The following is an 18176-nucleotide window of genomic DNA, read 5'->3' on the forward strand; positions in this document are numbered from 1 at the left end:
GGGGAAACCGGCGGGTGAGGTCGGGCCGCGGATGACCGAACGGGCCCCGACGGACGTTTGGGCGCCCTGACCAGGGGGACGCGGATAGTTCCGTACCTCGTCCATGACGGTGTACCTACGGCTGACCGAAGGTTCTGTACACGCGACCTCGCCGGAGGCGAAAACGTGAGTCGACCCCGCATCCTGATCGTCGGCGCGGGCTTCGCCGGGTACCAGACGGCCCGAACGCTGGCCCGGCTGACCCGGCACAAGGCCGACATCACCCTGCTGAACCCGACCGATCACTTCCTGTATCTGCCCCTGCTGCCCCAGGTCGCCGCCGGTGTCCTGGAACCGCGCCGTATCACCGTCTCCCTCGCCGGCACCCTGCCCCAGGTGCGCCTGGTGCTCGGCGAGGCCGACGCCGACGGGATCGACCTCGACGCGCGCACCGTCCGTTACACGGACCCCGAGGGCGAGAGCGGGACCCTCGGCTACGACCGGCTCGTCCTCGCCGTCGGCAGTGTCAACAAGCTGCTGCCCGTGCCCGGCGTCGCCGAGAACGCCCACGGTTTCCGGGGTCTGCCCGAGGCGCTGTATCACCGCGACCACGTGATCCGGCAGATCGAACTGGCGGCTGCCGCCGACGACCCCAAGAGCTGCGCGGCCCGCTGTACGTTCGTCGTGGTCGGCGCCGGCTACACCGGTACCGAAGTCGCCGCGCAGGGGCAGCTGCTCACCGATGCGCTGGTCCGCAAGCAGCCCTTGCGCGAAGGCGTCCGGCCACGCTGGTTGCTGCTGGACACCGCGCCGCGCGTCCTGCCCCAGCTGGACGAGAAGCTGGCACGCACCGCCGACCGGGTGCTGCGCGAACGGGGCGTCGACGTCCGCACGGGAACCTCCGTGAAGGAGGCGACACCCGGTGGAGTCCTGTTGTCCGACGGCGAGTTCGTCGAGTCGCGCACTCTGGTGTGGTGCGTGGGCGTCCGCCCCGATCCACTGGTCGAGAGCATCGGGCAGCCCCTGGAACGCGGACGGCTCATCGTCGACCCGTTCCTCCAAGTACCGGGCCACCCCGAGGTGTTCGCGTGCGGGGACGCCGCCGCTGTCCCCGACCTGAACAAGCCCGGGGAATTCACGGGGATGACCGCGCAGCACGCCTGGCGGCAGGGCAGGGTCGCGGCCCGCAACGTCGCCGCCTCGCTCGGCATCTGCTCGCGCAGGGCCTACCGCCATCGTGATCTGGGGTTCGTCGTCGACCTGGGCGGGATCAAGGCAGCCGCCAACCCGCTCGGCGTCTCACTGTCCGGGCCGCTCGCCGGTGCGGTCACCCGCGGCTACCACCTCGCGGCGATGCCCGGAAACCGGGTGCGGGTCGCGGCCGACTGGCTGCTGGACGCCGTACTGCCGCGCCAGGGCGTGCAGTTGGGGCTCGTCCGGTCCTGGTCGGTCCCCTTGGACACGTCGTCGCCCGAGCTGGCGCGAGTGCCGGGCGGCGAGCGGCAGTCCCCGGGACGGGTTCCGAAACAGTCCTCGCGACGTGCCGCGGAACAGTCCACCCCGTCGGAAGGAGAGTCGTGAACACCGCTGAACCCCTGCACAAGCCCGCCGAACTCGCCGAACTGGGCCAGCAGTTGCGCGTCGACAGCATCCGCGCCTCGGCTGCCGCGGGCTCCGGGCATCCGACCTCGTCGATGTCCGCCGCCGACCTGATGGCCGTACTCCTGGCCCGGCACTTCCGCTACGACTTCGACCGCCCGACCCACCCCGGCAACGACCGCTTCGTCCTCTCCAAGGGGCATGCCTCGCCGCTCCTCTACGCCGCCTACAAGGCAGTTGGCGCCATCGACGACGCCGAGCTGCTCACCTACCGCCAACTGGGCAGCAGGCTCGAAGGGCATCCGACGCCCCGGCGGCTGCCGTGGGTCGAGACGGCCACCGGATCGCTCGGCCAGGGACTGCCCGTGGCCGTCGGTATCGCGCTGGCCGGTAAGCGGCTCGACCGCACCGGGTACCGGGTGTGGGTGCTGTGCGGGGACAGCGAGCTGGCCGAGGGGTCGGTGTGGGAGGCCGCCGAGCACGCCTCGTACGAGCATCTCGACAATCTCGTCCTCGTCGTCGACGTCAACCGGCTGGGCCAGCGCGGGCCGACCCGGCACGGGCACGATCTCGACGCCTACGCCCGCCGGTTCAAGGCCTTCGGGTGGCACACCGTCGAGATCGACGGGCATGACGTCGACGCCATCGAACGTGCCTACGGCGAGGCCGAGTCCACGGCCGGGCAGCCCGTCGTCATCCTCGCCCGCACCCTCAAGGGCAAGGGCGTCGCGGCCGTCGAGGACCGCGAGGGAATGCACGGCAAACCGCTGCCGGACGCCGACGAGGCGATCGCCGAACTCGGCGGCCCCCGTGACCTCCGCGTCCGGCCGCCCGAGCCGCGCGCCGCCCGGGCGCTGCACGCCGTACGGGCCGGAGACCTGGAACCGCCCCGCTGGGACGTGGGGGAGGAGATCCCCACCCGGGACGCCTACGGGCAGGCGCTCGCCGCGCTCGGCAACGCCCGGCCGGATGTCGTGGCCCTCGACGGCGAGGTGAGCGACTCGACGCGCGCCGAGGCCTTCGCCAAGGAATACCCCGACCGGTTCTTCGAGTGCTACATCGCCGAACAGCAGATGGTCGCCGCCGCTGTGGGGTTGGCGGTGCGCGGCTGGGTACCGTACGCGTCGACGTTCGCGGCCTTCATGACCCGTGCACACGACTTCCTGCGCATGGCGGCGGTCAGCGGGGCCGGTCTCAACCTCGTCGGCTCGCACGCGGGCGTCGCGATCGGCCAGGACGGGCCCTCCCAGATGGGCCTGGAGGACCTGGCGATGTTCCGCGCGCTGCACGGCTCGACCGTGCTGTATCCCTGCGACCCCCACCAGACCACGCGGCTCGTCGCCACGATGGCCGGCCTCGAAGGCATCCGGTATCTGCGCACCTCGCGCGGCGGGGCACCACTGCTGTACGGCCCCGACGAGGAATTCCCCGTCGGCGGCAGCAAGGTGCTGCGCACCGCCGGGCGCGAGGACCGGCTGACGGTGGTCGCGGCGGGCGTGACCGTCCACGAGGCACTGGCCGCCGCCGACGCGCTCGACGCCCAGGGCATCCCCGTGCGGGTCATCGACCTGTACTCCGTCAAGCCCGTCGACCGGCTCACCCTGCGCCAGGCCGCCGAGGAGACCGGCTGTCTGCTCACCGTCGAGGACCACCGGGAGGAGGGCGGCATCGGGGACGCGGTTCTCGACGCCTTCCTCGACGGGCGGCCACTGCCCCGGCTGGCGCGCCTCGCCGTCCGTACGATGCCCGGCTCGGCGAGCCCCGACGAGCAGCTGCACGCCGCGGGCATCGACGCCGAGGCGATCATGGCGGCGGGCCGCCTGCTCGTGGAGGAGGCGATCGCGCCGTGAGTGACGGCGCGGCGAAGGCTCGACGCGATGGGCTGAAGCCTCACCACATCAACAGACGTACCTCAAGAGGAGCAGGAGTGAGCACGAACAGCGACACGAACACGAACAGCGACACGAATGCAAGCAGCGGTACAAACACGGGCAACGAGACGGGCATTGAGCGGGGTATCGAGACGAGTATCGGTACGTACGTCTACGGCATCACCGCCGCCGACCATCCCGAACTGCGTTCTCTCGCGAGGCAGTTGCACGGCGTCGGTGACCCGCCGCGTTCCGTGCGCGTCCTGACGGAGGGTGCCCTGGCGGCGATCGTCAGCGACGCACCCGAGGAACTGCGCCCCCAGCGCGAGGATCTGCTCGCCCACCAGCACGTGCTGGAGGAGGCGGGCGCGGCCGGGTGTGTGCTGCCCATGCCGTTCGGCAGCGTCGCACCGGACGACGACGCGGCCACCTCCGTACTGGCCGAGCGCGCCGAGCACTACGCGGAACGGCTCGAAGCCCTCGACGGCAACGTCGAGTACAGGGTCGAGGTGCGCCACGAGGAAGAGGTCGTCCTGCACCGAGTCCTGGCGGAGAACCCGGAGCTCCGGGCCCTCGCCGAGGCCAACAGGCAAGCGGGTGGCGGTAGTTACGACGACCGGGTGAGCCTCGGCGAGATGGTCGTGGCCGCGGTGCGGGTCCGGGAGGCCGAGGACGCCGTCGAGGTGCGGCACTCGCTGGAGCCGTCCGCGGTGGCGGTGAGCGTGGGCGCCGAGTCGAACGGCCGGCCGGCCGACGTGTCGTTCCTGGTGGCCCGTGACTCGGCGGAGGCGTTCCGCACCGCGACCGAAGGGCTCCGCAAGGCGCATCCGTACCTCGAGGTGCGGGTCCAGGGGCCGCTGCCGCCGTACAGCTTCGTCGAACCGGGCCCGGCCGAGCCCGCGGATTCCACGACGGGCACCGACAACGGGACGGTACGAGAATGAACCGAGTGGAACTGGGCCTCGCGGTTGGGGCCGGATATGTCCTTGGACGTACGAAGAAACTGAAACTGGTCTTCGCCGTCGGCGCGGTAATGGCCGCCAAACGGATGGAGCTGAGCCCACAGGTGCTCGCGGACCTGCTGTCCGGGCAACTGCGCGACAACCCGCGGTTCAAGGAGATCGTCGACCGGCTGAACGAGGACCTGCGGGACCTCGGCAACAAAGACCTGCGGGACCTCGGCAAAGACCGGTGAGCGAATTGCGGCCCGAGGACCAGGATCTGGTCCTCGGGCCGCAATTCACCCTGCTTTCCAGGGGTTGATCACCTGCCGACGCCGGCTACCAGCGGTACCACCGGCCCCTTGATCCGCTCGCGCTGGTGCCCCGCACCAGGAAGCCCAGTAGCCAGACGACGAGCACGATCAGTGCGATCCACCAGAGTATTTTCACCGCGAATCCGGCACCGAAGAGAATCAGAGCCAGAAGCAGTACGAGCAGAATGGGAACCATTGTGAACCTCCTGGACTCCGAGTTTCCCGAAACCGGCGTCTCATTCATCCGCGGAGGGAATCAGTCGCCCTTTCGGCAGAGAATCTCTCCGTGCGGGACGGTGAACCAGGCGTCCTCCTGCCGTCCCCACTCCCGCCAGGCCTCCGAGACCCCCCGCAGCTGATCCAGGGTCGCCAGGCCGCCTTCCGTGGCCCGGTCCGCGTACGCCGACGCGAGTGTCCGGTCCGCCCACAGGCCGCTCCACCAGGCGAGCTCGTCGCTGTCCGCGAATGTCCAGGTGCTGGACGTGGCCGTGATGTCCGTGAGCCCCGCCCGCAGTGCCCAGGACTTCAGGCGGCGCCCCGCGTCCGGCTCGCCCCCGTTGGCCCGGGCCACCCGCCGGTACAGGTCCAGCCAGTGGTCCATGCCCTCCGACGCCGGATACCAGGCCATGGCCAGATAGTCCGACTCGCGGACGGCGACGTAGCCGCCCGGCTTGGTGACCCGGTGCATCTCGCTCAGCGCCCGCACCGGGTCACCCACGTGCTGGAGCACCTGATGGGCGTGGACCACGCAGAACGTGTCGTCCGGGAAGTCCAGCGCGTGGATGTCCGCGACCGAGAACTCGACGTTGCCCAGGCCCCGTTCGGCGGCCGTGGCCCTGGCCTGGTCCAGGATGCCCGGCGCCCGGTCCACGCCGGTGACCTGCCCGTCGGGGACCAGCGCCGCCAGGTCCGCGGTGATCGTGCCCGGGCCGCAGCCGATGTCCAGGATCCTCATGTGCGGCTTCAGCGAACCGAGGAGGTACGCCGCCGAGTTGGCGGCGGTGCGCCAGGTGTGCGAGCGGAGCACGGACTCGTGGTGCCCGTGCGTGTAGACGGCGGTCTCCTGCGGCTGCGACTGCGGCTTGGACATGACCGTGCCCCTTCTCGTCTTCTCGAACGACCCGCTTCGAACGACTCGCTCATCACCGTACGCAGTCGTGCCGAATAATGAGACCCACGTCTTGAGATGTGGACGTCGGCCGTCAGAGGGCGGCGGGCGGTGGGCAGGGGTCAGTCGCGATCGAGCGGCGGGGCCGGGGGCGCGGACCGCTCGAGGGCCGGCGCGAGCTTTCGTACGGCGAACGCGGCGCCCGCGCCCAGGGCCGCGCCCGCCAGCACGTCACTGGGGAAGTGGACGCCGGTGTAGACACGGGACATCGCCACCGAGAAGGCGATCGGCGCCACCACAATGCCCAGACCCCGGGACTCCAGTGCGACACCGGTCGCGAAGGCCGCCGCCGACGCGGCGTGACCCGACGGGAACGACGTGGTGATCGGCTGCCGCTTCAGCTGCCTGACCCGCGGTACGGCGTCCAGTACGGGGCGGGCGCGGCGTACCGAGCGCTTGCCGACCGTGTTGATCGTCGCGGAGGCCAAGGCGAGGGAGGCGAGGCCCCGGACGGCGGCCCGGCGGGCCCGGGGGTTCCCGGTGGCCGCCAGCGCGGCGGCTGTCGCGAACCACAGGACGCCGTGGTTGGCGCTGCGGCTCAGCCTCGGCAGGACGCGCTCCGCGCCCGGCCAGTGCCGGGTGGCGGCGGTCTCGAACAGCCGGAAGTCGAGATTCAGCAGGTTCTCGCGCAGGGCGTGACGGCCGAGCTGGGGAACGGTGAGGTCGATGATGTCTGCGGTCATGACCCTCTGGGTACCCTGAAGAGGGCCTTTTTGTCTTGTCGTGCCGGTCAGGGGGCATGTCGCGAGGTCGTAGGTCGAGAGGGAATCCGTATGCGTCTGCTGCTCGTTCGGCACGGTCAGACCCCGTCGAACGTGAAATTCCTGCTGGACACCGCTGTTCCGGGGCCCGGACTCACCGAACTGGGGGAGCGGCAGGCCGCGGTGCTGCCGGAGGCGCTCGCGGGCGAGGAGATCGACGCGCTGTACGCCTCCACACTGACCCGTGCGCAGCTGACCGCCGCCCCGCTGGCCGGAGGGCGTGACCTCGACGTACGGGTGCGGGACGGGATCCGTGAGGTGGCCGCCGGGGACCTGGAGATGCGGGGCGACCCGGAGGCCGCGCACACGTACATGACCACTCTGTTCGCGTGGGCGGCCGGTGACACGGAGCTGCGGATGCCGGGCGGGGAGAACGGGGTCGAGGCGCTCGGGCGGTTCGACGCGGTCGTCGCGGAGGCCGCCGGCAGTGGAGCCGGCACGGTCGCCATGGTCAGCCACGGCGCCGCGATCCGGATGTGGGCGGCGGCCCGCGCGGACAACGTCGATGTGCCCTTCGCCGCCGAGCACCGGCTCGACAACACCGGTGTGGTTGTCCTGGAGGGATCCCCCGCGGACGGCTGGAAGGCGGTGTCCTGGGCGGGCGCGCTCGTCGCGACGACCGGGCCGGGCACGGGCGGCGGGCCGACGGGAGAGGTGCTGCACGGTTAGCGGGGGGCGAGGCCACGGGTGTGCGCTTATCGGTTTGCCCGGGGTCGTGGTCGGCCCGCAGAATGCGCCTCATGGGACACCTCGAAGCAGCGCATCTTGAGTACTACCTTCCCGACGGGAGGGCGCTGCTCGGCGATGTGTCGTTCCGGGTGGGCGAAGGGGCCGTCGTGGCCCTCGTGGGGCCCAACGGCGCCGGTAAGACGACCCTGCTGCGGCTGATCTCCGGCGAGCTGAAACCGCACGGCGGCGCCGTCAACGTGAGCGGCGGGCTCGGCGTGATGCGCCAGTTCGTGGGCTCCGTACGGGACGAGACGACCGTACGGGACCTGCTCGTGTCGGTCGCCACCCCGCGGATCCAGGAGGCGGCCAAGGCGGTCGACCTCGCCGAGCACGGCATGCTGACCGTCGACGACGAGGCGGCTCAGCTCCAGTACGCGCAGGCCCTCTCCGACTGGGCCGAGGCGCGCGGCTACGAGGCCGAGACGCTGTGGGACATGTGCACCACGGCCGCGCTCGGGGTGCCGTACGAGAAGGCGCAGTGGCGGTTGGTGCGCACGCTGTCCGGCGGTGAGCAGAAGCGGCTGGTGCTGGAGGCGCTGCTGCGCGGCACGGACGAGGTGCTGCTGCTCGACGAACCCGACAACTACCTCGACGTCCCCGGCAAGCGATGGCTGGAGGAGCGGCTCGCGGAGACCCGTAAGACGGTTCTCTTCGTCTCCCACGACCGGGAGTTGCTCTCCCGGTCCGCGCAGAAGATCGTGTCCGTCGAACCGGGGCCCGCCGGCGCGGACGCGTGGGTGCACGGCGCCGGTTTCGCCACCTACCACGAGGCGCGGGCCGAACGGTTCGCGCGCTTCGAGGAGTTGCGCCGGCGCTGGGACGAGAAGCATGCCCAGTTGAAGAAACTGGTGCTGAATCTCCGTCAGGCGGCCTCCATCAGCCATGAGTTGGCGTCCCGCTACCAGGCCGCGCAGACCAGGCTGCGGAAGTTCGAGGAGGCGGGGCCGCCGCCCGAGCCGCCGCGCGAGCAGGACATCACCATGCGGCTCAAGGGCGGCCGTACCGGTGTAAGGGCCGTCACTTGCAAGGGACTTGAGCTCACCGGGCTGATGAAACCCTTCGACCTGGAGGTCTTCTACGGCGAACGGGTCGCCGTCCTGGGCTCCAACGGCTCCGGCAAGTCCCACTTCCTGCGCCTGCTCGCCGGTGACACCGTGAACCACACGGGCGAGTGGAAGCTCGGCGCGCGGGTCGTGCCCGGGCACTTCGCCCAGACGCACGCCCACCCCGAGCTGGAGGGCCGTCCGCTCCTCGACATCCTGTGGACCGTGCACTCGCAGGACCGGGGCGCGGCCATGTCCCGGCTGCGCCGCTACGAGCTGACCGCCCAGGCCGAGCAGCGCTTCGAGCGGCTCTCCGGGGGCCAGCAGGCCCGCTTCCAGATCCTGCTCCTGGAGCTGGAGGGCGTCACGGCGCTGCTGCTGGACGAGCCGACGGACAACCTCGACCTGGAGTCCGCCGAGGCACTCCAGGAAGGGCTCGAGGCGTTCGAGGGCACGGTTCTGGCCGTCACGCACGACCGCTGGTTCGCTCGTTCGTTCGATCGTTATCTGGTCTTCGGCAGCGACGGGCGGGTCCGTGAGACCCCCGAGCCCGTGTGGGACGAGCGGCGGGTGGAGCGGGCCCGGTAGGGAGTCGCTTCGCCTGCGCGGCTACGGGTACCCGGGCCGTACCGAAGGACCCGACGATCGGGGAGCCACCATGAACGGAGTCGACCCGGGCAGACTGGACGATCAGCAGTTGATGAAAGAGCTGGAGACGATCCACCGCACCCGGCACGACACGCTGCTGCACGCGTCGAACGACGCGCTGCGCGCGCACAACGACCGCATGGCGCAACTGGAGGGCGAGTACCTGCGCCGTCATCCGCGCCGCCCGATCGCCACCGGCCGCACCCGCGAGGGCGCCCGGGAGCGGGACTGCGCGCAGGAGTGAGCGTCGGTGCCGCTGCCCGGGGCCCGAGGGCTCCCGGCAGCGGCACGGGCCGCAGCGGTGGATCTCAGCGGCGCACCGGGGGAGGATCCCCGTGCCGATGGGCCGCGACCGCCACGACGAAGGCGGGTTGTCCAGTGGCCGGTCAGTGGCCGAGGGCCTGTGCGCGACCTAGGCGGCCTTTTTGCCGAACTCGGACACGAGCGCGTCGCAGAACGCCTTCAGGTCGTCCGGTTTGCGGCTGGTGATTAGGGTGTTGGGCCCGTGGTCGCAGATCCGCACCTGCTCGTCGACCCAGTCACCGCCCGCGTTGCGGATGTCGGTACGCAGACTCGGCCACGACGTGAGCACCCGGCCGCGGACGACGTCCGCCTCCACGAGGGTCCACGGGGCGTGGCAGATCGCGGCGACCGGACGGCCCTGGTCGAAGAAGTCCCGCACGAACGCGACGGCGCGCTCGTCGGCGCGCAGGATGTCCGGATTGGCCACCCCGCCAGGCAGCACCAGTCCGTCGAAGGACTCGGCCGACACCTCACCGACCACCTCCTGCACGGGAAACGTGTCGGCCTTGTCGAGATGGCTGAACGCCTGCACCCGGCCCTGCTCCGTCGACACGAGCACGGGTTCGCCGCCCGCGTCGGCCACCGCCTGCCAGGGCTCGGTGAGTTCGATCTGTTCGACGCCCTCCGGGGCGGTAAGAAACGCGATACGCATGAGTTCCTCCAGACTTCGGGGGTGCATGCCGCGTACCCGACGATCCGCTGCCGACACACGTCAGCGGTCCTTCATCGGCGGTTCATGTGCGGCGCCGGGCCCCCGGGCCCAGTCGGGCGGTGACTTCCCCGGGGGTGAGGGCGGAGTGTTCCGCGGAGCACTCGACGACCACGCGGACTGGGGCGTCGCAGTCCGTGTGGCGAACGTCCAGCATCGGCCCCTCGGAGCCGAGCGCGTAGGCCTCGCCCCACTGGGTCAGCGCCATCAGGACGGGCCACAGGTCCCAGCCCTTGCGGGTCAGGCGGTACTCGTTGCGGGACCGGCTGCCCGGCTCCCGATAGGGGACGGTCTTCATGACACCGGCCTCGATCAGCTTCCGGAGGCGGTCGCTGAGAACGGCTTCCGACAGGCCGATGTGGCGGTGGAAGTCGTCGAAGCGGCGGACTCCGTTGACGGCGTCACGCAGGATCAGCAGCGTCCATTTCTCCCCGACCACGTCGAGCGTGCGCTGGACGGGGCAGTTCTCGGTGCTCGCCTCAAGCCACTCCATTCCGCCATCGTACGGCCCTGGCTTCGTCATTGACAGTCAGGCGAAGGGGCCGCTAGCTTCATTTGTAAAAGTCAGACCGGGAGGCGCTCGGCCGTGGGACGAACTCGTACGTATCAATGGGAAGACCCGGCGATCCTGGCGGAGGCCGCCGGACGCATGGCAGGCCTCGACTTCCTGCGCGAGCTGCAGGCGGGGCGCCTGCCGGCGCCGCCCGTCAACTACGCCGTCGACTTCACCCTGACCGAGGTGGAACCCGGCAGGGCGGTCTTCTCGCTGACGCCTGGGGAGGAGCACTACAACCCGATCGGCAGTGTGCACGGCGGCATCTTCGCCACCCTGCTCGACTCGGCGGCGGGGTGCGCCGTCCAGTCGACCCTCCCGCAGGGCATGGCGTACACCTCGCTCGACCTGACGGTGAAGTTCCTGCGGCGGATCACCGTGGACACGGGCACAGTGCGGGCCATCGGCACGCTCGTCAACAAGAGCCGCCAAACCGCTCTCGCCCAGGCGCAGTTGGTCGACGTGAACGACCGTCTGCTCGCCCACGCCACCAGTAGCTGCCTGCTCTTCCCGGTGCCGCCCGCGCAGGGTTGACCGGCGGGCGGCTGCGCCGCGGGTGTCGCGGGCGCCGGTTTCATCGTGGTCACCGCGAACCTGCCGACGCCGCGCCGATGCCGGAGCACTTCGGCCCGCCCGACCGGGCGGCACGCCTGAACAAGTCGACCGGGGCCACGACTGCCGTAGGTGTCCTCACCCGCGACGTCGGCGGCACGGCCGCGACGTACGACGTGGTCAAATCCCTGATCGACGCGCTGGGTACCTGACGGCCCGGCCCGGCAGGCACTCCGGCCGGGCCGCCGGGTGGGTGAACTCGGCGCCGACCCCGTACGAGACCGCGGGGCTCATCGTGGCAGCGCACACTCCGAGACGGCTGCCGAACTCGGCGTGACCGACCACTTCGAACGCGGACATCTCCTCGTGCCGGGGCCGGACCCAGGCGACGAACAGGCCGGGCGACCAGGCTGTTGATGCCGTCGCCGGGACGGCCGGGGAGCTCGTCACCGGACGGCACTCTCGAAAACCTGTTTGGCGCGGATAGGGCGGGGCAGGCGCAGCAACAGTGCTTCGGACAGGAGGCACGTCCGTGGGAACGGTGGATCACCGACCCGGGTGTGTCTGTCCCGGTTGTGCGCATCCTCCCGCGGGGACCCGTCCAACCCGAGCGCTCCTAGGGAGTTGCGACGCACCATGCGAACTCAAACGAGTCCGAAGCGCCACCCCCACCACGACGCCCCCGACACCGCGGAGGCGTTCCGCAGGCTTTCCGCGCTCCCTCCGGGTCAGCAGCGCGACACCCTCCGGGCGAAGATCGTCGAGGCCTGGCTGCCCATGGCCGACCGGCTCGCGGGCCGCTTCCGGAACCGGGGCGAGAGCCTGGACGACCTGCGTCAGGTGGCCGCGTTGGGCCTGGTCAAGGCCGTCGACCGCTACGACCCCGAGCTCGGCAACGCCTTCGAGAGCTACGCCGTCCCCACCATCACCGGTGAGATAAAGCGTCACTTCCGCGACCACATGTGGACCCTGCACGTGCCTCGCCGGGTCCAGGACCTGCGCAACCGCGTGCGTTTCGCCACCCAGGACCTGTCGCAGACCATCTCGGGCCGCAGGCCCACCGTCGCCGAGATAGCCGAGCACGCCAACATGACCGAGGAGGACGTCAAGGTCGGCCTGGAGGCGCTGGAGAGCTTCACCGCGCTCTCCCTCGACGCCGAACTGCCCGGCAGCGAGGACGGATACTCCCTCAGCGACGCCCTCGGCGCAGCCGACCCGGCCCTCGACATCGTCATCGACCGTGAGGCCGTCAAGCCCCGGCTGCAGGCACTGCCCGAGCGTGAACGCGCCATCCTCTACATGCGGTTCTTCGGGGACATGACCCAGAGCTGCATCGCCGAACAGCTCGGCATCTCCCAGATGCATGTCTCCCGCCTGATCAGCCGCTCCTGCAACCGGCTCCGGGACCAGGTCATGAGGGACGCGGCCTAGACCGGGACCGGACCGGTTCCGAGTGCTCCATCCTCCGACTCCCATACTTCCAGCGCGATGTGACGAGCCATCATGTGCAGCGTGTGCGCCTCCGTTGTCGCGAACACCGGTTGTGCGTCGCTCCGGATCAGTCTCTCAGCGCCAGCGTCCAACCGCCTGTCAACGCCCTGGACAGCAGTAGCTGTTGGCAGATCATCGGCACTAACTGCCTATCCTCACGCTCTCGTTGACCCGCAGTGGCGGCGGAGGGCAGAACCGGGGGCGGCCGCTGGAACCAGGGCCGCGCTGGTCGCCCGCTCAGACGTCGGGCCGGGCTCCAGTATGCGGACGCCGACTGTCGGAGCTTGTCGAACGGGCCGTCCGTTCCACTGCCGACTGCCGACTGCCTACGGCTGCACTGCCGAACGGCAGCTGTCCGGGACGGGTGCCCGGACCATGACGGAAGCGGGCCGGAATGATCGGCCGCCGTCACCCCGTCCAGCCTCGCCGGACTTGTCGCCGTGCAGCTCCGCTCCGGTGACGTGCCCAGTCCGGCCGCTCTCGAACGCGGGGAGCCCGTCGACTCGGCCGGCCCGCTGAGCGAGCGCCGCCCGTCGACCAGGCGGGCGGCATCGGCATGGACGTCACGCGGCGCCGGGCAGCGTCACCCGCTCGGGCGTGTCCGTCCCGCGAATGGTGCCCGGCCGCGCGCGCCCTGCCGCCGGGCGGGCTGTCATGGGGTGCGGGGCATCACCCGACGTGCCCCGCAGCCGCCGCTCGAAGGAGCCCAGCCATGCGCCGCACCGCCCGTGTACTGTCCGCCGCCGCTCTGGCCGGTGCCGCCCTGGGCGTCGCCGCCTCGGCCGTGTCCGCGGACGCCGCCGGGGAGGTCAGCCCGGGCACCGTCGGCCCCGGCGGCACCGTCACCGTCTCCGTGGCCTGCGACGCGACCGGCGGGACCCCGCCCACGTCCATCGACGCGCACTCGCAGAGCTTCGAGCAGGGCACCGTGCAGCTCCAGCAGGTCCCCGGCAACGACGACCAGGTGACCGGCCCCGCCTACAGCGGCACCGCGAAGATCGCGCCCGCCTGGAGCTTCGAGGGCGCCCAGAACGCGAGCGCCCCCGCCGCCGAATGGTCCGCCGACGGTACGTGTCCCGGCCAGGCCGGGGGCCAGGGCAAGGCGTGGAAGGCGACGTTCACGGTAACGCGCGACGGCACCGGCACCGGCACCGGCATCTGCGGCGCCGGCTCGCACGGCACCGACTCCCGGAGCGGCGACTTCCAGGACGTGTCCTCCTGCCCCACGCATCCCGCCGAGCCCACGCCCGCGCCGGTGCAGCGCGGGGTGCAGGCCGGTCAGGGCGGCGCCTTCACCGACTCGGTGCCCGCCCTGGTCGCCGGGGGAGTGCTGATCACGGGCGCGGCCGGGGCCGCCGTACACCGGCTGCGCCGCGGGGGAACGGCCACACGCGGCTGACCCGGGTGCGGCCCCGGTACAGGGGAAGCAACCCGGGCGGGCTCCCACGGGTCCCTGTGACCGTGGGTACTCGTAGCCGTAGCTGTAGCCACAGCAGGCACACACAGGCACCGCACCAGCAACCCCGCGGAGGTACGCATGCGGCGGACGGATCCCCAGGGGCACGGTCCTGTCCGCTACGGCCCGCCGATTCCCGGCGACGGACTCCCCGTACTGCCCGAACTCACCGCCGAGCTCGCCGCCGCGGCCGGTCGCCCCGACGCCCAGCCGACCGGCGGCGGCCCCGCGCTCCTCGACGGGGCCTGCGGCTACTGGGCCAGACGCGGACTGCCCGCCGAGCCCGACCGGGTGGCCGCCGCGCCCGGCGCCCCCGCCCTGCTGCACGCGCTGACCGCCGCGATCGGCGGCGACGTCCTGATGCCCCGGCCCTGCGCGGCCTGGTGGGCGCCCCAGGTGCGGGCGTTGGGCAGATCCGTGTTCCACGTGGCCACGCCGGCCGAGTGCGGGGGCGTGCCCGACCCGTACGCCCTGCTGGAGACCGTACGGAGGGTGCGCGCCGAGGGCGGTGATCCCCGGCTGCTCGTACTGTCCGTGGCGGACGACCCGACGGCCACCGTGGCGCCGCCCGAACTCCTGCACGAGACCGTCGAGGCCGCCGCCGGAGAAGGGCTCCACCTGGTCAGCGACGAGACCTGGCGCGACACCCTGCACCGGCCGCACGACACCGTGCTGCTCAGCCCGGCCGAGATGCTGCCCGACAGGGTCACCGTCGTGACCGACCTGTGCGGCGCGCTGCTGCCGCCGGGGTGGCCCGCCGCCCTCGCCCGCTTCCCCGCGAACCCTGCCGGCGACGCCCTACGCGCGCGCGTGCTCGACGTACTCACCGCGCTCGGCGCCCGGATCGCCGAACCGGTCGCCGTCGCGGCCGGCTACGCGCTCGGCGAGCCCGAGCCCGTCACCGAACGGCTCACCGCCGCCGTACGCCTGCACGCGCGCGTGGCCACCGCCGTGCACCGCGCGGTCGTCGGCGCGGGCTGTCTGGCCCGGCCACCGAGGGTCGGTCGCCATCTGTACGTCGATCTCGGCCCCCTGCGCACCGCGCTCGGCGCCCACGGTGTCGGCGACGCCCAGGAACTGGAGGACCACCTCAGTGCCCGGCTCGGGATGCCCACGCCGGGCGGTCACCGGTTCGGGGACGACCTCGCGGCACTGCGCGTCCGGCTGGACACGGGCGCGCTGCTCGGCGACACGCCCGGGGAACGAGCACAGTCGCTCACATCACCCGAACCACTGGAACTGCCACACGTGCGAAGCGCGTTGACCTCGATGGGATCGATCTTCGACGATCTCTGTGACGACGCTCAGCGACGGGAGCCTCCTCGATGACGCAGCAGTCCGAGTCGACCACGAGCACCGGTACGAGCACCAGCACAGGCACGACCACGAGCGCGGCCACGACAAGCGAGGTGCTTCAGCCGCCGCACGGGAACCGGGTGTGGCCCCGGACCTTCGCCGACCGGCTGACCACCCCGCTGCCCGGTCTCCGGGGCATGGCGAGATTCGCCAGAGAAGGCGCGGTACGGCCGACACCGGAAGGCCTGGCCGACATCCCGCGGCTGCCCTTCGAACCCGGCCCGCTGCCCCGCGTGGACGCGCGTACCGTCGCCGTCTCCTGGGCGGGGCACGCCAGTTGGGTGGTCAGGATCGGCGGGCTCACCGTCCTCACCGACCCGGTCTGGTCCCGCCGCATCCTCGGCACACCGGCCCGGATCACCCCCGTGGGCGTCGCCTGGAGCGCGCTGCCGCACGTCGACGCCGTAGTCATCAGCCACAACCACTACGACCACCTGGACGCCCCGACCCTGCGCAGACTCCCGCGCGACACCCCCGTGTTCGTGCCCGCCGGGCTCGGCCGCTGGTTCCGGCGGCGCCGGTTCACCCACGTCACCGAGCTGGACTGGTGGGAGACGGCCGAACTGGACGGAGTCCGCTTCGACTTCGTGCCGGCCCACCACTGGTCCAAGCGCGGCCTCACCGACACCTGCCGCACCCTCTGGGGCGGCTGGGTACTCACCGACCTGGACGGGCAGCGCGTCTACTTCGCGGGCGACACCGGGTACGGCCACTGGTTCGCCCGCATCGGACAGCGCTACCCGGGCATCGACCTCGCGCTGCTGCCGATCGGCGCGTACGACCCGCGGTGGTGGCTCAGCGACGTGCACTGCGACCCGGAGGAGGCGGTGCGGGCCGCCATGGACCTCGGCGCGCGCCGGATGGCGCCCATGCACTGGGCGACCTTCGTGCTGTCGGCCGAGCCGGTCCTCGAACCGCTCACCCGGGTGCGGGCCGCCTGGGAGAAGGCCGGCCTGCCCCGCGAGGACCTGTGGGACCTGCCGGTCGGGGGTTCACGGGTACTGGGCTGAGCTGTTCTCGCCCCCGCCGCCCCTACCCGTTCCCATCCTCGGGGGCTCCGCCCCCGAACCCCCGTATCGCGCTGAACGCGCTCGTCCTCAAACGCCGGACGGGCTGAGTGGTGCCGGCCGGCGCTTGGGTATTCAGCCTGTCCGGCGTTTGAGGACAAGGCCCCTCCAGGGCCGTAGCGGGGGTCTGGGGGCGCAGCCCCCAGGGACGGGGACGGGTACGGGCGGCAGTGGTGACTGGGCCTGGCGCCCGGCCCGCTCGCTCAGGCCGCCCCGCGGATCCCGCGCACCCGCCGCCACGCACTGGGCGCCGCGCTGATCGTCAGCGTCAGGGCGACCGCCGCCACCACGCCCTGCCAGGGCTCGTCGAAGAGCGAACCGCCGAGGACGCCGATCAGCTGGTACGTCGCGGCCCACGCGAGGCAGGCCGGGACGTCACCGCGGGCGAAGCGGCGTACCGGCCACCTCGCCATCAGACAGGCCAGCATCACCGGGATACGTCCGGCCGGCACCAGCCGGGACAGCACCAGGACCGCCACCCCGTGCTCGCTCAGCTTCTCCTGGGCCTGCGCGAGACGGTCCTCCGGCGCCCGGTTGCGGATCGCCGCCAGCCAGCGCGAGCCGTTCTTCGAGTCCATGCCGCGTCGGCCCAGCCAGTACAGCGCCACATCGCCGAGGAACGCGGCCAGTGAGGCCACCGCGAACACCAGGACCATGCCGAGCGGCGTGGTCTGGTGAAAGGCCACCACGGCCGCCGAACTCACCAGTGCCCCCGTCGGCACCACCGGCACCAGCGCCCCGATCAGCACCAGCAGGAACAGCGTCGGATAGCCGATCGCCTGCCCCGCCGACCCCTGCCCCGAGGTCGAGGCGGCAGCCAGGACCACGATCACCGTGCGACCTCCAGGCGCACGCTCTCCCCGTGCTCCAGCCGGTACACGTCGACCGCGGGCGCGCGCTCCGCCGCGAGCCGCACGAACTCCTCGCCCGGCGCGTGGAACTCATGGGGGCGCACGGCGTCCATTCCGATCGGCCAGTACGTGCCGTAGTGCACCGGCACCGCGCTGCGCGGCGCCAACCGAGCCAGTGCCTCCGCCGCCCGCTCCGCGTTCAGATGCCCCTCGCCGAGATACGGTCCCCAGCCGCCCACCGGCAGCAGCGCCGCGTCGACCGGCCCGACCTCCTCGGCCATCGACGCGAACAGGCCCGTGTCCCCGGCGAAATACGTCCGCGCCTCGCCCTCGATCACATAGCCGAGCGCGGGCGCCCGCTGCGGCCCGACGTTCAGCCGCCGCCCGTCGTGCCGCGCGGAAACGGCCCGTACGACCAGGTCACCGACCTTCATCTGGTCCCCGGGGGCCACTTCCGTGATCCGGAGATGCGCCAGGCGTCGCGACAGGCCCGGTACCGCCTTCGGCGCGCCCCGGGGCACGATCAGGCGCGTGCCCGGCGCGAGGCGCGCGAGGGAGGGCACATGGAGGTGATCGGAGTGCAGATGCGAGACGAGCGCCACGTCCGCGCGCCATGCGCCGGGCGGGGGCAACTCGCCCCGGCGACGCCGCAGGTGGGCGAGCCGGCGCACGAACAGGGGATCGGTGAGCACGCGTACGCCCGAGTCCTCGACCGTACAGGCGGCGTGACCCCACCACGTGATCTCCACCGGCACCCCTTTGCCTCCTTCGCGCGACTCCCCGAA

At 71.8% G+C, this 18176-nt stretch carries 18 protein-coding genes and 2 pseudogenes; 13 read left to right on the top strand and 7 right to left on the bottom strand.

What is annotated here, in order from left to right; translation table 11 throughout:
* The first annotated feature begins 165 nt into the window (after positions 1-165).
* The 4 genes and pseudogenes from G3I56_RS30600 to G3I56_RS30615 form a co-directional block, all read left to right on the top strand.
* A complete protein-coding gene (locus tag G3I56_RS30600) occupies positions 166-1560 on the top strand; it encodes an NAD(P)/FAD-dependent oxidoreductase (RefSeq protein WP_164414621.1) in 1395 nt (464 codons plus the stop codon).
* A complete protein-coding gene (locus G3I56_RS30605) occupies positions 1557-3428 on the top strand; it encodes a transketolase (RefSeq protein WP_343240097.1) in 1872 nt (623 codons plus the stop codon). Before G3I56_RS30600 ends, G3I56_RS30605 begins: the two co-directional genes overlap by 4 nt.
* Positions 3429-3607: 179 nt before the next feature.
* Entirely contained in the window at positions 3608-4393 is a 786-nt protein-coding gene (locus tag G3I56_RS30610; RefSeq protein ID WP_164414806.1) for a GvpL/GvpF family gas vesicle protein, read from the top strand.
* Positions 4390-4608, top strand: a pseudogene (locus G3I56_RS30615) (DNA primase); the annotation flags it as partial. The gene G3I56_RS30610 and the pseudogene G3I56_RS30615, both read left to right, overlap by 4 nt.
* 121 nt (positions 4609-4729) lie before the next feature.
* Here the strand turns inward: G3I56_RS30615 and G3I56_RS30620 are convergent.
* From G3I56_RS30620 to G3I56_RS30630, 3 genes and pseudogenes are all read right to left on the bottom strand, one after another.
* Positions 4730-4900, bottom strand: coding sequence for a hydrophobic protein (locus G3I56_RS30620; RefSeq protein WP_164319181.1), 171 nt, complete (start codon positions 4898-4900; stop codon positions 4730-4732).
* Between the two features lie 60 nt (positions 4901-4960).
* Positions 4961-5794, bottom strand: coding sequence for a methyltransferase domain-containing protein (locus G3I56_RS30625; protein WP_164414623.1), 834 nt, complete (start codon positions 5792-5794; stop codon positions 4961-4963).
* 188 nt (positions 5795-5982) lie between these two features.
* Positions 5983-6555, bottom strand: a pseudogene (locus G3I56_RS30630) (phosphatase PAP2 family protein); the annotation flags it as partial.
* Positions 6556-6645: 90 nt separating this feature from the next.
* Here G3I56_RS30630 and G3I56_RS30635 point away from each other — a divergent pair.
* The 3 genes from G3I56_RS30635 to G3I56_RS30645 all read left to right on the top strand — a co-directional run bounded on the left by G3I56_RS30635 (position 6646) and on the right by G3I56_RS30645 (position 9297).
* Positions 6646-7302 (top strand): histidine phosphatase family protein, encoded by a 657-nt coding sequence (locus G3I56_RS30635; RefSeq protein WP_164414625.1) that lies wholly within the window; start codon positions 6646-6648, stop codon positions 7300-7302.
* A 71-nt stretch (positions 7303-7373) separates the two neighbouring features.
* Positions 7374-8993 carry an ATP-binding cassette domain-containing protein gene (locus tag G3I56_RS30640; RefSeq protein ID WP_164414627.1) on the top strand — a complete coding sequence of 540 codons (1620 nt, stop codon included), beginning with the start codon at positions 7374-7376 and terminating at the stop codon, positions 8991-8993.
* 70 nt (positions 8994-9063) lie between these two features.
* Positions 9064-9297 carry a DUF6158 family protein gene (locus tag G3I56_RS30645; RefSeq protein ID WP_164414629.1) on the top strand — a complete coding sequence of 78 codons (234 nt, stop codon included), beginning with the start codon at positions 9064-9066 and terminating at the stop codon, positions 9295-9297.
* A 168-nt stretch (positions 9298-9465) separates the two neighbouring features.
* Here the strand turns inward: G3I56_RS30645 and G3I56_RS30650 are convergent, their stop codons facing one another.
* Together G3I56_RS30650 and G3I56_RS30655 are read right to left on the bottom strand one after the other, a co-directional pair.
* Positions 9466-10008 (bottom strand): type 1 glutamine amidotransferase domain-containing protein, encoded by a 543-nt coding sequence (locus G3I56_RS30650; RefSeq protein WP_164414808.1) that lies wholly within the window; start codon positions 10006-10008, stop codon positions 9466-9468.
* An 82-nt stretch (positions 10009-10090) separates the two neighbouring features.
* Positions 10091-10558 (bottom strand): helix-turn-helix domain-containing protein, encoded by a 468-nt coding sequence (locus tag G3I56_RS30655; protein ID WP_164414631.1) that lies wholly within the window; start codon positions 10556-10558, stop codon positions 10091-10093.
* 93 nt (positions 10559-10651) lie between these two features.
* Between G3I56_RS30655 and G3I56_RS30660 the strand changes: the two genes are divergently transcribed.
* The 6 genes from G3I56_RS30660 to G3I56_RS30685 all read left to right on the top strand — a co-directional run bounded on the left by G3I56_RS30660 (position 10652) and on the right by G3I56_RS30685 (position 16483).
* Entirely contained in the window at positions 10652-11152 is a 501-nt protein-coding gene (locus G3I56_RS30660) for a PaaI family thioesterase (RefSeq protein ID WP_164414633.1), read from the top strand.
* Between the two features lie 77 nt (positions 11153-11229).
* Positions 11230-11382, top strand: coding sequence for a hypothetical protein (locus tag G3I56_RS30665; RefSeq protein ID WP_203691023.1), 153 nt, complete (start codon positions 11230-11232; stop codon positions 11380-11382).
* Positions 11383-11806: 424 nt separating this feature from the next.
* On the top strand, positions 11807-12601 hold the full coding sequence (locus G3I56_RS30670; protein ID WP_164414635.1) for an RNA polymerase sigma factor SigF: 795 nt from the start codon (positions 11807-11809) through the stop codon (positions 12599-12601).
* A 772-nt stretch (positions 12602-13373) separates the two neighbouring features.
* On the top strand, positions 13374-14060 hold the full coding sequence (locus tag G3I56_RS30675; RefSeq protein WP_164414637.1) for a hypothetical protein: 687 nt from the start codon (positions 13374-13376) through the stop codon (positions 14058-14060).
* A gap of 138 nt (positions 14061-14198) precedes the next feature.
* Positions 14199-15446, top strand: a complete 1248-nt coding sequence (locus G3I56_RS30680; protein WP_164414639.1) for an aminotransferase class I/II-fold pyridoxal phosphate-dependent enzyme — start codon at positions 14199-14201, stop codon at positions 15444-15446.
* Positions 15443-16483, top strand: coding sequence for an MBL fold metallo-hydrolase (locus tag G3I56_RS30685; protein ID WP_164414641.1), 1041 nt, complete (start codon positions 15443-15445; stop codon positions 16481-16483). Before G3I56_RS30680 ends, G3I56_RS30685 begins: the two co-directional genes overlap by 4 nt.
* A gap of 260 nt (positions 16484-16743) precedes the next feature.
* On the opposite strand, the gene G3I56_RS30690 is transcribed toward G3I56_RS30685, so the two are convergent.
* Positions 16744-17370 (bottom strand): VTT domain-containing protein, encoded by a 627-nt coding sequence (locus tag G3I56_RS30690; RefSeq protein ID WP_164414810.1) that lies wholly within the window; start codon positions 17368-17370, stop codon positions 16744-16746.
* Complete coding sequence (locus G3I56_RS30695; RefSeq protein ID WP_164414643.1) at positions 17370-18146, bottom strand: MBL fold metallo-hydrolase; 777 nt, start codon at positions 18144-18146, stop codon at positions 17370-17372. The genes G3I56_RS30690 and G3I56_RS30695 overlap by 1 nt, the downstream gene beginning before the upstream one ends.
* Positions 18147-18176: the final 30 nt, after the last annotated feature.

Source organism: Streptomyces sp. SID12488 (genome assembly GCF_010548275.1).
In the GTDB taxonomy this organism is placed as follows: Bacteria; Actinomycetota; Actinomycetes; order Streptomycetales; family Streptomycetaceae; genus Streptomyces.

What these genes read in the sequence shown, in the direction of transcription:
- G3I56_RS30635 (WP_164414625.1), top strand. Translation starts at nt 6,646, where the DNA reads ATGCGTCTGCTGCTCGTTCGGCACGGTCAGACCCCGTCGAACGTGAAA.
- G3I56_RS30655 (WP_164414631.1), bottom strand. Translation starts at nt 10,558, where the DNA reads ATGGAGTGGCTTGAGGCGAGCACCGAGAACTGCCCCGTCCAGCGCACG.
- G3I56_RS30675 (WP_164414637.1), top strand. Translation starts at nt 13,374, where the DNA reads ATGCGCCGCACCGCCCGTGTACTGTCCGCCGCCGCTCTGGCCGGTGCC.
- G3I56_RS30645 (WP_164414629.1), top strand. Translation starts at nt 9,064, where the DNA reads ATGAACGGAGTCGACCCGGGCAGACTGGACGATCAGCAGTTGATGAAA.
- G3I56_RS30680 (WP_164414639.1), top strand. Translation starts at nt 14,199, where the DNA reads ATGCGGCGGACGGATCCCCAGGGGCACGGTCCTGTCCGCTACGGCCCG.
- G3I56_RS30625 (WP_164414623.1), bottom strand. Translation starts at nt 5,794, where the DNA reads ATGTCCAAGCCGCAGTCGCAGCCGCAGGAGACCGCCGTCTACACGCAC.
- G3I56_RS30640 (WP_164414627.1), top strand. Translation starts at nt 7,374, where the DNA reads ATGGGACACCTCGAAGCAGCGCATCTTGAGTACTACCTTCCCGACGGG.
- G3I56_RS30685 (WP_164414641.1), top strand. Translation starts at nt 15,443, where the DNA reads ATGACGCAGCAGTCCGAGTCGACCACGAGCACCGGTACGAGCACCAGC.
- G3I56_RS30665 (WP_203691023.1), top strand. Translation starts at nt 11,230, where the DNA reads ATGCCGGAGCACTTCGGCCCGCCCGACCGGGCGGCACGCCTGAACAAG.
- G3I56_RS30670 (WP_164414635.1), top strand. Translation starts at nt 11,807, where the DNA reads ATGCGAACTCAAACGAGTCCGAAGCGCCACCCCCACCACGACGCCCCC.
- G3I56_RS30620 (WP_164319181.1), bottom strand. Translation starts at nt 4,900, where the DNA reads ATGGTTCCCATTCTGCTCGTACTGCTTCTGGCTCTGATTCTCTTCGGT.
- G3I56_RS30650 (WP_164414808.1), bottom strand. Translation starts at nt 10,008, where the DNA reads ATGCGTATCGCGTTTCTTACCGCCCCGGAGGGCGTCGAACAGATCGAA.